General features: G+C 72.6%; 14 protein-coding genes and 1 tRNA gene. 13 read left to right on the plus strand and 2 right to left on the minus strand.

All coding sequences use genetic code 11. From position 1 onward, the window contains the following. Positions 1-123 precede the first annotated feature (123 nt). The 5 genes from ACLBX9_RS03575 to ACLBX9_RS03595 all read left to right on the plus strand — a co-directional run bounded on the left by ACLBX9_RS03575 (position 124) and on the right by ACLBX9_RS03595 (position 4,735). The gene (locus ACLBX9_RS03575; RefSeq protein WP_447717933.1) at positions 124-816 is read left to right on the plus strand and encodes a DNA-binding protein; all 693 of its coding nucleotides are present in this window, start codon (positions 124-126) and stop codon (positions 814-816) included. A gap of 129 nt (positions 817-945) precedes the next feature. Next, positions 946-1,227, plus strand: coding sequence for a hypothetical protein (locus ACLBX9_RS03580; RefSeq protein ID WP_447717934.1), 282 nt, complete (start codon positions 946-948; stop codon positions 1,225-1,227). A 79-nt stretch (positions 1,228-1,306) separates the two neighbouring features. Next, the gene (locus ACLBX9_RS03585) at positions 1,307-3,058 is read left to right on the plus strand and encodes an ABC transporter ATP-binding protein (RefSeq protein WP_447717935.1); all 1,752 of its coding nucleotides are present in this window, start codon (positions 1,307-1,309) and stop codon (positions 3,056-3,058) included. Between the two features lie 89 nt (positions 3,059-3,147). After that, positions 3,148-4,023, plus strand: a complete 876-nt coding sequence (locus ACLBX9_RS03590; protein ID WP_447717936.1) for an aldose 1-epimerase family protein — start codon at positions 3,148-3,150, stop codon at positions 4,021-4,023. Positions 4,024-4,027: 4 nt separating this feature from the next. After that, positions 4,028-4,735 (plus strand): uroporphyrinogen-III synthase, encoded by a 708-nt coding sequence (locus ACLBX9_RS03595; protein WP_447717937.1) that lies wholly within the window; start codon positions 4,028-4,030, stop codon positions 4,733-4,735. On the opposite strand, the gene ACLBX9_RS03600 is transcribed toward ACLBX9_RS03595, so the two are convergent. Then, positions 4,732-5,595: a hypothetical protein gene (locus ACLBX9_RS03600; RefSeq protein ID WP_447717938.1), complete on the minus strand. Its 864-nt coding sequence runs from the start codon at positions 5,593-5,595 to the stop codon at positions 4,732-4,734. The two genes, ACLBX9_RS03595 and ACLBX9_RS03600, sit on opposite strands and share 4 nt — an antisense overlap. Between ACLBX9_RS03600 and ACLBX9_RS03605 the strand changes: the two genes are divergently transcribed. The 8 genes from ACLBX9_RS03605 (at position 5,579) to ACLBX9_RS03640 (ending at position 12,533) form a co-directional block, all read left to right on the plus strand. After that, complete coding sequence (locus ACLBX9_RS03605) at positions 5,579-7,111, plus strand: translation initiation factor 2 (RefSeq protein ID WP_447717939.1); 1,533 nt, start codon at positions 5,579-5,581, stop codon at positions 7,109-7,111. The two genes, ACLBX9_RS03600 and ACLBX9_RS03605, sit on opposite strands and share 17 nt — an antisense overlap. A 125-nt stretch (positions 7,112-7,236) precedes the next feature. Beyond that, on the plus strand, positions 7,237-8,775 hold the full coding sequence (locus ACLBX9_RS03610) for a heme biosynthesis protein HemY (RefSeq protein WP_010686030.1): 1,539 nt from the start codon (positions 7,237-7,239) through the stop codon (positions 8,773-8,775). Positions 8,776-9,018: 243 nt separating this feature from the next. After that, positions 9,019-9,450 (plus strand): NUDIX hydrolase, encoded by a 432-nt coding sequence (locus ACLBX9_RS03615; RefSeq protein ID WP_010686031.1) that lies wholly within the window; start codon positions 9,019-9,021, stop codon positions 9,448-9,450. Between the two features lie 103 nt (positions 9,451-9,553). Beyond that, positions 9,554-9,628: transfer RNA gene (locus ACLBX9_RS03620), tRNA-Thr, on the plus strand. A 378-nt stretch (positions 9,629-10,006) separates the two neighbouring features. Then, positions 10,007-10,993 carry an NAD(P)H-binding protein gene (locus tag ACLBX9_RS03625; RefSeq protein WP_447717940.1) on the plus strand — a complete coding sequence of 329 codons (987 nt, stop codon included), beginning with the start codon at positions 10,007-10,009 and terminating at the stop codon, positions 10,991-10,993. Positions 10,994-11,246: 253 nt separating this feature from the next. Further along, positions 11,247-11,558 carry a DUF6894 family protein gene (locus ACLBX9_RS03630; RefSeq protein WP_010686033.1) on the plus strand — a complete coding sequence of 104 codons (312 nt, stop codon included), beginning with the start codon at positions 11,247-11,249 and terminating at the stop codon, positions 11,556-11,558. 550 nt (positions 11,559-12,108) lie between these two features. Then, positions 12,109-12,255, plus strand: a complete 147-nt coding sequence (locus ACLBX9_RS03635; protein ID WP_447717941.1) for a hypothetical protein — start codon at positions 12,109-12,111, stop codon at positions 12,253-12,255. Beyond that, on the plus strand, positions 12,252-12,533 hold the full coding sequence (locus tag ACLBX9_RS03640; protein WP_039894272.1) for a hypothetical protein: 282 nt from the start codon (positions 12,252-12,254) through the stop codon (positions 12,531-12,533). The genes ACLBX9_RS03635 and ACLBX9_RS03640 overlap by 4 nt, the downstream gene beginning before the upstream one ends. A 149-nt stretch (positions 12,534-12,682) precedes the next feature. Here ACLBX9_RS03640 and ACLBX9_RS03645 read toward each other — a convergent pair whose 3' ends face one another. Continuing rightward, a complete protein-coding gene (locus tag ACLBX9_RS03645; protein ID WP_447717942.1) occupies positions 12,683-13,405 on the minus strand; it encodes a Crp/Fnr family transcriptional regulator in 723 nt (240 codons plus the stop codon). Positions 13,406-13,826: the final 421 nt, after the last annotated feature.

The raw sequence follows: 13,826 nt of genomic DNA on the forward strand, positions 1-13,826 counted from the left end.
GACGCGGTCTACGGGGCCGGGTTTAACCGGGCCTGAACCGGGCGGTTCAGACCGGATTGGCGACGCCGCCGTACCAAGGGGCCACGGATCGAGCGGATCCGGACCCTTCAGAGGCGACACACCATGACGGACGACAAGACGACGAACGACAAGACCATCGACGGCACGGCCCGGGAGATCCCCGAGCCGGGTCGTGATGCGGCCGGTCCGCGGCGGCCCCCGATCCCCCGCCGGACCTGGGTGGTGGGCGCGGTGGCGGCCCCACTGCTGCTCGGCGCCGTGGGCCTGTCCCTGGCCCAGGGCACGGCGTTCCAGCCGACGCCCGTGGCGCCCGTGGCGATCCAGGCCCTGGCCCCCTCCGGGGCGACCGCCGTCAAGGGCGAGGTCGCCGAGATCTTCGGCAACAAGTTCGTGGTCCAGGACGGGACCGGCCGGGCCCTGGTGGAGACCGGCCGCGAAGGCGAGGGCGGCGGTCTCGTCGCCAAGGACGAGACCGTGACCGTCCAGGGGCGGTTCGAGACCGGCTTCCTGCATGCCCGGGTCCTGACCCACGGGGACGGGCGCACCAACCTGCTCGGGCCGGCCGGCGGCCCGCCGATGGGCAGCCTGGACTGGGCGAAGGATCGGATCGGCCTCGGGCCGAAGCCCGATCTGGCGGGCCTGACAGCCTCGGTCCAGGCGGCCGGCTACAGCGATGTGCGCATCACCGGCCGCGGGCCGCGCCATCTGGAGGTCGCCGCCAAGGACCGGGACGGGCGCGAACGCCAGCTCCATGTGGGCTTCGACGGTCAGGTGCGCGAGCGGCCGATGCTGTGATCCGGGCCGGGACGGGTTCGACGCTATGCAACCCTTCCCGCCCTGCCGCGTCCTCCTGTCTTTCGCGAGGCGGGAGTGCGTGCCGTGGAGCCGATGAAACCCATGAAGCCTATGGAGCCGATGAAGCCCATGGAACCGATGAAGCCCATGGAACCGATGAAGGGCGCGGAGCCCTGGTGGCCGAAGAATCTTGGGGAACCCTCCACCAGCGGCGCCCAGAACGGCATGAAATACGCCGTCTTCCCGGACAAGAACCGGCTGCTGATCGAGCGCGACGGTCAGGTCTCGACCTACGACAGCGGCGATCACCGGATCGGCGGAGTGGCGCAGGCGGATGGGCGCGCGAAGACGTTGACCTTCACAAGCCAGACCGGCGACGTGGATCTCGCCTCCCTCAGGAAGCTCGACTGAGCCCGGCGTGGACAGGCCGGGACGGCACCCTTAAGCCCGGCCCGGCCATGCGACCCGTCCCGCCTCACCCCTCGATCCGATGCGTGCGCTGATCGACCTCGTCCGCGCCATGCGGGCGCCCGACCGGCGACGGCTGGCGCTCATCGCCCTCGGGCTGGCGGTGGCGGCGCTGCTGGAGGTGGTCGGCGTCGCCTCGGTGATCCCGTTCCTGACGCTGGTGGGCGACCCGTCGGCGGCGACCCGCATCCCCTACCTGGTCCAGGCGCGGGCGCTCCTCGGGCTGACCGACGAGCGCGGCTTCCTGCTGGCGACCGGCGCCGCCGCCCTGGTGGCGATCCTCGTCACCGCGCTGGTCAATGCCGGGCTGACCTACGCGCAGCTCCGGTTCACGCATCTGGCGGGCTACGGCTTCAGCCGGCGCCTGCTGTTCCGGTACCTCGACCGCGAGCGGCTGTTCTTCACGCGGGCCAACAGCGCCGAGCTCGCCAAGAACGTGCTCTCCGAGACCGACCGGCTGGTGGTGGGCGCCCTCACCCCGGCCACCGTGCTGGCCTCGCGGGCGAGCTCGGCGCTGGCGGTGATCGCGTTCCTGCTGGCCTACGCGCCGCAGCTCGCGCTGATCCTCGGCGGCGGCTTCGGCGGGCTCTATGTCGGGATCTACCTCGTGATGCGGGCGCGGCTCGCGCGGCTGGGGGCGCGCACGGTCGCCGACAACGAGGCCCGCTTCCGGATCGTCCAGGAGACCTTCGGGGCGCTCACCGAACTCAAGCTCTACGGCCGGGCCGAGGCCTTCGCGGGCCGGTTCGACGCCCCGGCCCGCGCCTACGCGGTCGCCACGGCGGCGAGCCTGCTCACCGGCCAGATGCCGCGCTTCGTGATCGAGGCCCTCGCCTTCGGCGGCGTGATTGTGGTGGTGTTGTTCGCGCTGGCCCAGGGGCTGGACGTCGCCGGGATCCTGCCGCTGCTCGGCCTGTTCGCCTTCGCGGGCTACCGCATGCTGCCGGCCTTCCAGAACATCTTCACCTCGGTGGCGCTGATGCGCTTCACCCTGCCGGCGGTGCGGGTGATCGTCGACGAACTCGCCGACGAGCGCACCCCCCTGCCCCGCACCGCGGAGCGCCTGCCCTTCGCGCGGGAGATCCGGCTCGAAGGGATCGGCTTCGACTACGGCACCGGCCGGCCGGCCCTCTCCGGCATCGATCTGACGATCCCCGTCCACACCACGGTCGGGCTCGCCGGCCGGACGGGCTCGGGCAAGTCGACGCTCGCCGGCCTGATCCTCGGGGTCCTGAGCCCGGGCGCGGGGCGGATCACCGTGGACGGGCGCGCCCTCGAGGCCGGGACCCTGCCGGCGTGGCAGAACCGCATCGGCTACGTGCCGCAGGACGTGTTCCTGGTGGACGGCACGGTGGCGGAGAACATCGCCCTCGGGATCGACGCGCCGGATCGCGCCGCCGTCGAGCGCGCGGCGCGGCTCGCGGGCGCCCACGACTTCGTCACGGCGCTGCCGCACGGCTACGGCGCGCGGGTCGGCGAGCGCGGGGCGCGCCTCTCGGGCGGACAGCGCCAGCGCCTCGGCATCGCCCGGGCGCTCTACCACGATCCGGACGTGATCGTGTTCGACGAGGCGACCTCGGCCCTCGACGAGGAGACGCAAGGGGCCGTGATGCGGGCGCTCCAGGCGCTGGCGGGCCGGCGGACCCTGATCCTGATCGCCCACCGCCTCTCGACCCTGGAGGCCGCCGACGCGGTCCACGTGCTGGAGGCGGGGCGGCTCGTGGCCTCCGGGCCGCCCGCGGTGGTTCTGCCGGGGCTCGGCACGGCGGCGTGAATCGGCGCGATGAGCGACCTGATGCGTGGCCCCTTGCCCCCCGCCCCGCCTCCGTTACCTCGGCTCATCGAGAGGACCGGGAGGAACCTGTGAGCGCGCGCATCGACCTGACCGCCCCGGACGGCACCACGGCCGCGCTCGCCACGCACGGGGCCGAGCCGGTCTCCTGGCGGGTCGGCGGGGCCGAGTACCTCTGGAGCGGCGACCCGGCGCACTGGAACCGCCACGCTCCCTGGCTCTTCCCGGTGGTCGGCGCCTCGGCGGGCGGGCAGGTGCGGGTCGGGTCCGACAGCTACCCGATGGGCCAGCACGGCTTCGCTCGCGACCTGCCGTTCCGGGTGGTCGCGCAGAGCGCCGACGCGGTGACGCTGCGCCTCACCGACGGGCCGGAGACCCGGGCGCATTATCCCTTCGCCTTCCGCCTCGACGTCGCCGCCCGGGTCCGCCCGGCCGGCCTCGATCTCGACGTGACCGTGGCCAATACCGGGGATGGCCCCCTGCCCTACGCGCTCGGGTTCCATCCGGCCTTCCCCTGGCCGTTCGCGGGCGGCACGCGCGCCCGGGACGGCGGCTACGCGGTGGCGTTCGAGCACGCGGAGCGCCCGTTCGCCCCGCAGGTCGGCCCCGGCGGCCTGCTGCTGCGCGACGAGCAGCCGATCCCGCTCGCCGGCGACACCCTGCCCCTCGATCCGGCGCTCTTCACCGAGGCCTTCGTGTTCCGGAACGCCCGCAGCCGCCGGATGCGCTTTACCGGGCCCGGAAAGGCGATCCGCATGGAGATGGCGGATTTCCCGCACCTCGCCGTCTGGACCAAGCCGACGGCGCCGTTCCTGTCGCTCGAATGCTGGACCGGCTACGCCGACTGGGCGGATTTCGCCGGCCCGCTCACCGAGCGCGATTCGCAGCGCCTGCTCGCCCCGGGTGCCGAGGCGCGCCACGGCGTGCGCCTGACGCTGGAAGGCTGAGGTCTTGCGCGTCTGGGTCGCGCGGCCCGAGCCCGGTGCGACGCGCTCCGGCGCCGCTCTCGCGGCGCGGGGCCACGCGCCCCTGATCGCCCCGGTCCTGGTGGTGCGGCCCACCGGTGCCGCCCCGCCCGCCGGCCCCTTCGACGCGTTGCTCCTCACCAGTGCCAACGCGGTGCCGGTCCTGCAGGACGAACCGGCGCTGCGCGGCCTGCCGGTCTTCGCCGTCGGCGCCCGGACGGCCGCCCTGGCGGCCCGGGCCGGGCTTGGCCCCGTGCGGGAGGGTCCGGGGGAGGGCTCCGGGCTTGCCGCCCTGGTGGCCGATACGCTTCCGCCCGGGGCGCGCCTGCTCCACGCCGCCGGAGCCGAGCGCAAGGACGAGCCGACCGCGACGCTGACGGCGGCCGGCTTCCGGGTCGCGACCCTCGTGGCCTACGCGGCGGAGGCACTGTCCCGGTTGCCGGCCGCCGTCGACGGCGCCCTGGCCGGCGGACGCCTCGAGGCCGCCCTCCACTACTCCCGGCGCAGCGCCGCCGTCGCCCTGGCGTTGGCGGAAGCCGCAGGTCACGGCGGAGCTTTCCGCGGGTTGAGGCATTACTGCCTATCGGTGGATGTCGCCGCGGCCCTGGAAGCGGCCGGCGTCCCGGTCCATTTCGTCGCGGCCCGCCCGCGCGAAGCGGAACTGCTCGACGCTCTCGGGCCGCACCCCCTCTAAGGGTGCGGTGACAGGGAGCGCGAGCCGCCGTATCTCGCCCTCGCGCTCGGCGCCGCCGCGATGCTAGGGGGACGCGGCGACGCCGAAAAGTTGGAGGACTTGCCCGTGACGCCACCGCCCAGCGACGTCGACAAGCCCGGATCCGGCGGCCGGAAGCCCGATTCCGCGCCCGGGAAGCCGGGCCAACCCAACCCGTCCGGGACCATGGCCCGACCGGCCGGCGCCACGGCGTCCACGTCGTCGGCGTCCACGTCGTCGGCCGCGACCGGCGGCGGGAAGCCTGGCACACCCGGTCCGGCCGCGAATGCGCCGCAGGGATCCGGGCAAGGCGCCGGGCAAGGATCTGGGCAAGGATCCGGGACGCCGCCCCGGCCGGCGACCGATCCGGTGGTCGCCGCCAAGCCCGGCACGTCTGACGCGCGGCCGGACGCCGGAAGGCCGGGTGCCAACGCCAGCGGCCCGAGGCCGTCGGCCGCGCCGGCTGCCCAGCCGGCCGCCATCAAGCCGGACGGCATCAAAGCCGAGCCCGCCAAGACCGAAACGAAGACGGAGCCGCCGAAGACCGGTCTCACGGGCTCGTCGGGGCCGACGGCCAGGACGGACGCGACGGCCTCATCCTCGACGACCGCCTCATCCTCGACGACCGCATCCCCGACGGCCTCCGCCGCATCGTCGGCTTTCGGCGCAAAGGCGGGGCCCGGCACGTCGGATCCGAAGGCCGAGCCTCCGAAGGCGGGCCAGACTGGCCCAGGGCCCCAAACCGGGGCCCGTCCAGGCGGACCGGCCTCGGGCGCCGCCGGCACGGTGGCGGCCGGCGCGGTGACGGCGGGGCCGATCATCGACATGAAGGCCAAGCGCATCCCGGATTCCCCGACCTCCGGGAAGGACCCGGCCAAGGACACGGCCAAGGACTCTGCGGCGGACAGGAAGGAGCCGCCGAGGGGGCCAATCCCGGCCGCGGCCGACAGCGCGACGCGCGGGGCGGCCGCCCCCGGCCGGGCCCGGGCCGGCTTCGGCTCCCTCGCGGCCGCCGGCTTGCTCGGCGGAGTGATCGGCGCGGGCCTGCTGTTCGGCGCCGAGAAGGCCGGCATCGGACCGGATCCGCGCCTCGACGCCCTCGACCAGAAGCTCTCGGGCCAGATCGCGGCCCTCGACAAACGCTTCGACGGGCTCCCCTCGCGCGATGCGCTGACCGCCCTCGACAAGCGGGTCGCCGCCGCCGAGTCGAGCGCCAAGCAGGCGCTGGACAAGGCCGCCGGCGCCCCCGCTCCGGCTGCGACCGCGCCGGACGGGTCCGCCTCGGGTCAGGCGCCCGCCGTTCCGGCGGACTTGATCGCGCGCCTCGACAGCCTCGACCAGCGCGTGGCCGCCCTGCAGGAGGAGCCGGGCCAGGAACCCGGCCGCGACCAGGCCGCCGGTTCCAAGCTCAACGCGGTCCAGGAGAGCGGCAAGCAGCTCGCCGATCTTGAGGCGCGCCTGAAGGCCGTCGAGGCGAGCGGCGCCAACAAGGACGCCTCCGACGACGCCTCGCAGAAGCTCGCCGCGCTGCAGAGCACGGTGGATCAGAAGACCAAGGCCAGTGCCGAGGCCGACGCGGCCCTGGGCCAGCGCCTCGATTCGCTGCAGCAGGCCCTCGACGAACGGGTGAAGGCCGCCACCGAGGCGGTGCAGGCCGCGACCCAGGCCAGCCGCACCGCCGCCGAGGCCGGTCAGACCCAGGCCGCCGAGGCTGCGAAGGCCGTCGACCGGCGCCTCCAGGAGCAGGCCGACAAGATCGCGGCGCTCGACAAGAGCGTGGCGCAGCGCGCCGAGGCCGGTACGGTCCAGGCCGCCCTCCGGGTCGTCGTGACCGACCGCGTGGCGGCGGCCCTGGCATCCGGGATGCCCTTCGCGGAGCCGCTGGCGACCCTGCGCAAGCTCGATCCGGATACCGACGCGCAGGCCCAGGCGCTCGCCCCCTTCGCCGAGACCGGCGCCCCCACGGCGTCCCGGCTGGCCGAGGATTTCCGGCCGATCGCCGAGCGCATCGCCGCCCAGAGACAGGCGCAGCGCGCCAAGACCGCGGCCGAGACCGGTGACTTCCGCACCAAGCTCCTCAGCATGGCCGACGGGCTCGTTCAGGTGCGCAAGGTCGATGCCCCGGCGGCGCCGGAGGCGTCGGACGATCCGGCCGCCAAGGTCCAGGCGGCCCTCGACCGCGGCGACCTCCCGGCGGCCGCAACCGCCTTCGCGGCGCTGCCGGCCGAGGCGCGGGAGCAGGCCGGCGATTTCGGCGCCAAGCTCAAGGCGCGGGCCGACGCCGAGACCGCGGCGCGGACGCTGCTCGACGGCGCCTTCAAGGCGCTGCCGACCCCGGCCGCGGCCGCCGGCCGCTGAGACGGTGACGGCCCCGATCCGCGCGCTGCGCGGCCGCGATCTCTCCGGGCGGACGCATCGGCGCTCCGCCCCTCCCGCACCCAGCGGCGGTCGCCCGCCGGCCGCCGACAGGAGATACTGACCCCATGTGGCGCGCCCTCGCCTTCCTGGCCCTGCTCGCACTCGCCGCCTTCGGGGCGGTCTGGATCGCCGACAGGCCCGGCACCGTCACCGTCGTCTGGAACGGCTATCAGATCGGCACCAGTCTGGCGGTCGCCCTCGTCGGCGTGATCGCCGCAGCGATCGTCCTTGGCGTGCTGTGGGCGATCGTGCGCGGCGTCATCGGTCTGCCCGAGGTGCTGGTCCGGGGCTCCGCCGAGCGCCGCCGCGCCAAGGGCCTCTCGGCCCTGTCCCGCGGCATGGTGGCGGTGGGCTCGGGCGATCCCCTGGCGGCCCGCCGCTTCGCGGGCGATGCCGAGCGGCTCCTCGGCACCGAGCCCCTGACCCTGTTGCTCAAGGCGCAGGCGGCGCAGATCTCGGGTGACCGGGATGCCGCCGAGAGCGCCTTCCAGCGCATGGTCGACGACCCGGAGACGCGGGTGCTGGGCCTGCGCGGCCTGTTCGTGGAGGCCCGGCGGCGCGAGGACGAGACCGCCGCCCGCGCCTACGCCAGCGAGGCCGCCCGCCTCGCCCCGAGCGTCACCTGGGCCAACGAGGCGCTCCTGGAAGCGCAGAGTGCCGACGGCGACTGGGGCGCAGCCCTTGAGACCATCGAGCGGCGCTCCTCGCTCGGCCTGATCGACAAGGCCAGCGCCCGGCGTCAGAGGGCCGTGCTGCTGACGGCGATCGCCGGCGAGCGCGAGGCCGGAGAGCCCGAACTCGCCACGGAGCGCGCGCTGCAGGCGGTCAAGCTGGCCCCGGACCTCGTGCCGGCCGCCTGCATCGCCGGCCGCCTCCTCGCCCGCCGCGGCGACGTCAAGAAGGCGGCCCGGATCGTGGAGGCAGCCTGGAAGGCCAATCCGCATCCCGATCTCGCCAAGACCTATCTCGGCCTGCGCACCGGCGATTCGGTCCGCGACCGCCTCGCCCGGGCCGAGGTGCTGGCCAAGCTGTCGGTCTGGCATCCGGAATCCCGCCTCGCCCTGGGGCAGGCCGCCCTCGACGCGCGGGATTACAAGCGGGCTCGGGAGGCCGTGAAGCCTCTGCTCGCCGATCGGCCGACCGCCCGCGCCTGCCTGCTGATGGCGGCGATCGAGGAGGCCGAGCACGGCGCCGCGTCCGGGCAGGCCCGCGAATGGCTCGCCCGCGCCGCGCGCGCGCCGCGCGATGCCCTCTGGATCGCCGACAACGTCGCCTCCGAGACCTGGGCCCCGGTCTCGCCGGTCACCGGGCGTCTCGACGCCTTCGAGTGGCGCGCGCCGCCGAGCACCCTGGCGGCCCCCGAGACCGCCGTCGAGCCGGAGCCCGACGCGGCCGACGCTGTTCTGGTCCCGGCCGGCCCGGTCGAGACCGCGCCGCCGAAGGGTGGGAGCCCGGCCGCGCCGCTTCCGGTCATCGCCCCGTCCGCTGCAGAGGTTAAGCCGGGCGACAAGGCTGCCGCCGGGACCGATCCCATCTCGGCCGGGATGGCGGCGGCGGCCCTGCCGCCCTCCGGCGGCGGGCAGGCCGTGCGCAGGACCGGGTGACCGCCGCCCGACGCCGGCCGGTCCTGCGGTGATGCGCGCGTTTCCGGCACCTTCGGGACCGGAAAACTCCTGTTCGTGTCACAGTGTTCGGTTATCGATAGTTGTTGGTTCGGCTTCACCGTGTAGCTTGCGCCAGACGACGCCGACCGAGGACTTGATCATCCGCCTCCCTGCTCATGCTCCGGAAAGGCGCCGGGCCCGATCGGGTCCGGCCTGGATCAGCCGCCGCGCGGTGCGGCCGTGATGATCCCCGACGACGACGGCGAGCCGCGGCGGCAGGTCGGCGCGCTGCCGTTCCGGCTCGGCCGGGACGGGACGCTGAAGGTCCTGCTGGTGACGTCGCGGGAGAGCCGCCGCTGGGTCATCCCCAAGGGCTGGCCGATGAAGGGCCGCAAGCCGTTCCAGGCGGCCGCCCGCGAGGCCTTCGAGGAGGCGGGCCTGCGCGGCGCGGTCGGCAAGCGACCGATCGGCCACTACCTCTACCAGAAGCGCCTGAAGAACCTCGACGCCGTCCTGTGCCAGGTGAAGGTCTTCCCGCTCAAGGTGCGCAAGCAGCTCAAGCACTTCCCGGAGGAGCACCAGCGCGAGCTGCGCTGGTTCACGCCCGCCGAGGCCGCCGAGGCGGTCTCGGAGCCGGGCCTCGCCGCCATCATCCGCGCGGCCTGCCGCACGTAAAGCGCGTGTGGATGCGCATCGCGGCGTTGCCAACGCGGCGACGATCCGTTATGGCCCCACTCGGCCGGACGGACACGCCCCTCTCGGGGCGCCCTGGTCACCTGCTGCGGTAGCTCAGTGGTAGAGCACTTCATTGGTAATGAAGAGGTCGAGAGTTCAATCCTCTCTCGCAGCACCAGTTTTCCTCACCTCAATCCATGATCTAGCGGACGGCTTGTTGTCCTGAGCCCTCAATCGAGGATCTTCGGTCAACCCAGCGCCGCAACGGTGGCGCAGACCCGGCCGTCATGGCCCCGGATGCAGGGGCCGGGATGCAGGAGACGACGGTTCGAGGCCCTTGGTCCAGGAGCGGTCACGCCTGTCGTCGGTCGCGTCGGGCACGGCGCGCCTCATGTCCGGCTGCGATGCGCATGTCTGATGAGACCGTCCGCACAGCGTCGGTCCGCCCGCTCGTGCAATCCTCGGGCACTCGGGACTCTGCAGCGTCTGCCGGACGCCCGGGCAGCGCAAGCGTTGCCGTCGCGCTAGGATGGCGACGGGTTGGGATGAGGTGACCATGGCCAAGGGCCGGCAGGCCGGCGCAGGACCGCGCCGCGTCCTCGTTCTGGGGGCGACCGGCACAATCGGCCGGGCGACCGTGCGGGCGCTGGTGTCACGCGGTCATGCGGTCGTCTGCCTCGTCAGACGCTCCGCCGACACCGCTCTCCCGGCCGGCGCGACCGAACGGATCGTGGATCTGACCGACCCGCTGTCCCTGGCGCGCGACGGCGTCTGCGGCGAGGCGTTCGACGTCCTGGTGTCGTGCCTCGCGTCGCGCACCGGATTGCCCGACGACGCCTGGGCGATCGATTACGCTGCGCAGGTCAACGCCCTGCACGTGGGCCGGGCAGCCGGTGTGACGCACGTCGTGCTCCTCTCGGCGATCTGCGTCCAGAAGCCGATGCTGGCCTTCCAGCGGGCCAAGCTTGCCTTCGAGGCGGTGCTGACCGAGTCCGGGCTCGACTACACGATCGTTCGGCCGACGGCCTTCTTCAAATCGCTCTCGGGGCAGATCGAGCGCCTGAAGCGCGGCAAGCCGTTCCTGGTCTTCGGCGATGGCACCCTGACAGCCTGCAAGCCGATCAGTGACGACGATTTGGGCCGCTACCTCGCGGCGTGCCTCGACGACGAGGAGCGGCGCAACCGCGTGCTGCCGATCGGCGGACCGGGGGAGGCGATCACCCCGAAGGCGCAGGGCGAGCGGCTCTTCGCCCTGCTCGGGCGCGAACCGCGCTTCACGCACGTCCCGGTGAGGCTGCTCGATGTGATCGTCATCGTTCTGGCGGCGATCGGACGGTGGGTGCCGGTCCTGGCGGCCAAGGCCGAACTCGCGCGGATCGGCCGCTACTACGCGACCGAGTCCATGCTCGTGCTGAACCCGGCGACCGGGCAGTACGACGCGCACGCCACCCCGGCGACGGGATCGGAAACGCTGTTCGACTACTACGCGCGCGTGATCCGCGGCGAGGCGGTCGCCGAGCGTGGCGACCACGCCGTGTTCTGACGCTCCTCTTGATCGCGCGGTGTCAGCTGACGCGGCGATGGTCCGACGGCGGCCAGGGCCGCCCTGCAGAGGGACCGGGCTGCCGGTCGGCTGAAATCGCGACGGGCGTCCCGGTCGTCCACACACGCCATCGCGGCAGGACGATCCCGGATCTGCGCGCTGCTGATGACACGCGCACCGAACGGTGCGACACTTCCCCCAACAAGAACAGATGCCGGCAACGCCGATCGACCAGGGGGCGCGGAGGAAACCCGTGCCGCACTACTTCTTCGACGTGCAATCGCCGCGTGGGGTGGTTTGTCTGGATTATCAGGGTCTGGACTGCTCCGATGACACCGCCGCCCTGGCGCTCGCACGCCACGGCGCGGGTTTTACCTCGGCCGGCGACTGTGAGCGCAACCCGCAGCTCAAAAGCTACCGGTTCGCCGTGGCGGATGCCGACCACCGCCTGCTCTTCACCGTACCGTTCACGGATCTGCTTCCGGATGAGGAGCCTGCGCCGGCAGCGCGGAAGCGTCGCCCGCGCGCTTCAACAAGGCGGCCCGGCGCGCCGGTGCACGCCTGAACGCGGCTGGCCCGCCGATGGCGTCGGGACGGAGAGTCCGGAACAGCCGACGCGGGCGAGGCCGAACGCCGGATGACCAGACTGCGGCGAGGCGACCGTGTCTCGCCCGCGACCCATCGCGCCCCGTCGCGCCCCATGAGGCGTGTTGGGCCCGCGTCGTCGTGTCCGTCGATCCGGTCAGACGCTCGTCACGGTCGGGTCGGCGGCTTCATTCGCCGCGCCGACAGCCGCCCTCCGAGCGGACGGCGTGCATGAGGCTCATCAGGTAGATGATCGATGCGGCCGCGGCGCACGCCGTGACTCCGAGAATTTGTGCTGCTGGTAGCGTCATGCAACGATGATCCGGCCTCACTGTCTCGCGCGTGTTTCCCGGCCAAGCCTGACGATCGCGAGCCGACGGAGGCGAAGCTGCGTGCCGTCGCCCCGGCCGGCCTCATCGCATGCCGGTTCTGGTCGAGTCGCCACCCCGCGTATAGAAGAAGCGGGGTCGAACAATCGGATGGACGAGGTCGGGGAAGGCCGGGAACAGGCAGGATTCCGAATATCCGTGATGGGCAAGAAGAAGGTCGAGCGTTCCAGCCTCCCGCGCCGCAGCCGGATCGTCTCCGATCTGATCGTAGCCGCGGCCGAGGCCGGGGACATCGTGACGGGACCTGTCGCACACCGTCCTGCCGCCGAAGGAATCGTACGACCGTGAACTCGACAGCCCTGTTCACAATGCTGGGCCTCGTCCTCGGATGGGCCGCGCTGGCTCTGGCCGCCCTCGGCACAGGGCGGGTCGCCACCTTCGCGTTCCTGATCCTGACCGTGATCGCGCTCTACCTCTACGTGCCGTGGGTGCGGTTGCGCGCCAGCGGGATCGACGGCTCCAGCCGGCCGGTCCGGTTCTGGACGAACGTCGCCATGCTGGCGGTCAGCCTCGCCGCCTGCCTCGCCTTCGGCGTGATGCTGGCCCGGCGAACCGGACTCCTGTAACGGCCGGGCGGAACCTCCGGCTCCGACGAGAGCGGCCCTCAGGACCCGCTCCTGCAGGATGGTGTCCGGATCGGCGCGGGGTCGATCGACGGTCGATCCGGAGGATGCGCGGCCGCGTGGTCGCGGCCCTGCCCGGCGGGCAGGCTTGGTCAGACGAGCTCCGCTCCGATCTCCAGATAGGCCGGATCGAACTGCGCCAGGCGTTCCAGGCGGGGGCGGTCGAGCAGGGTCAGGCGCCCCCCCTTCAGCTGGATGAGCTGGCCGTCGCGCAGGCATTTGAGAACCCTGTTGACGTGCACCGGGGTGAGGCCGAGGGCGTCGGCGAGATCGTTCTGCGTGATGCGCATCTCGAAGCCGTTCTCCGTGGCGAGCCCCATGACCGCGAGCCGCCAGCGCAACTCGCACAGGAGGTGCGCCATCCGTTCGATCCCGGAACGCCGGCCCAGGCAGACGATCCATTCGCGGGCGATGGCCTCGTCGCGGCGCAGGCGGTGTCCCAGGGCCACGGCGAGATCGCGGCGATCAAGGACCGCGATCCGCGACAGGGGAATCTCTCCCACCGTGCAGCGGGTCAGCGCGGTGACGGCGTAATCGGAGCGACGCGCGAGGACCGCCCCCGGATCGCAGAGGTCGCCCGGTACCAGGATGGCGGTGATCTGCCGGCGGCCGTCCCGCAGCATGCGGTAGCGGCCCGCGTAGCCGGCCAGCAGGAGCTGGGCGCTCGCCGGGTCGGTGTCGGGCGGCAGCACGTCGTGCTGCTTCGGGATCGTGCGTTCCCGCGTCGGGAGGCCGTGAAGTTTTGCGAAACTCTCCGGCTCGATCGGGCGGGCCGTCAGGAAGTCTGCCAAGTCGGCGGTCTGGACGGTGAGCATCGATGGACTCCAAGCCGTTGGCGAGCCACCAATCCGGGGCATGAGCCCAATGAAAATCGGCGCATCTCCAGGTACAATTCCTTTGGACGTGTTATGCGCCGTGCAACTCCGGTATTAATCAATGTGTACGCCACCGTACATGCGTTCCATGCAGGGCTTGATGCACGATTGTTTCGCAAAATACTTTGAAAGCTTGACCGAGACCGCGTGTGTCCGGATCGTGGCTGCGCTGGCCGTTCCGCGCATCGGCTCCCAAGTGCTCGTCGGTTCCGCCGTGGCGCATGAACGACGGGACGCTGTGTCGTGGCAATCTAAGTTAAAGTCGGTCGAGAAGGCGCCGTGCGGTAAAATCCTAACATATATCTGTGTGCATCAACCTGTGATATCGATTTGAGCGTGCGGCGAGGACACGGAAAAATCA

Source organism: Methylobacterium sp. A49B (assembly GCF_053346215.1).

Coding starts and splice junctions, on each gene's coding strand:
- ACLBX9_RS03625 (WP_447717940.1), top strand. CDS start 10,007: ATGGCCAAGGGCCGGCAGGCCGGCGCAGGACCGCGCCGCGTCCTCGTT.
- ACLBX9_RS03580 (WP_447717934.1), top strand. CDS start 946: ATGGAACCGATGAAGCCCATGGAACCGATGAAGGGCGCGGAGCCCTGG.
- ACLBX9_RS03610 (WP_010686030.1), top strand. CDS start 7,237: ATGTGGCGCGCCCTCGCCTTCCTGGCCCTGCTCGCACTCGCCGCCTTC.
- ACLBX9_RS03645 (WP_447717942.1), bottom strand. CDS start 13,405: ATGCTCACCGTCCAGACCGCCGACTTGGCAGACTTCCTGACGGCCCGC.
- ACLBX9_RS03635 (WP_447717941.1), top strand. CDS start 12,109: ATGGGCAAGAAGAAGGTCGAGCGTTCCAGCCTCCCGCGCCGCAGCCGG.
- ACLBX9_RS03615 (WP_010686031.1), top strand. CDS start 9,019: ATGATCCCCGACGACGACGGCGAGCCGCGGCGGCAGGTCGGCGCGCTG.
- ACLBX9_RS03585 (WP_447717935.1), top strand. CDS start 1,307: ATGCGTGCGCTGATCGACCTCGTCCGCGCCATGCGGGCGCCCGACCGG.
- ACLBX9_RS03575 (WP_447717933.1), top strand. CDS start 124: ATGACGGACGACAAGACGACGAACGACAAGACCATCGACGGCACGGCC.
- ACLBX9_RS03605 (WP_447717939.1), top strand. CDS start 5,579: ATGAAGGCCAAGCGCATCCCGGATTCCCCGACCTCCGGGAAGGACCCG.
- ACLBX9_RS03600 (WP_447717938.1), bottom strand. CDS start 5,595: ATGCGCTTGGCCTTCATGTCGATGATCGGCCCCGCCGTCACCGCGCCG.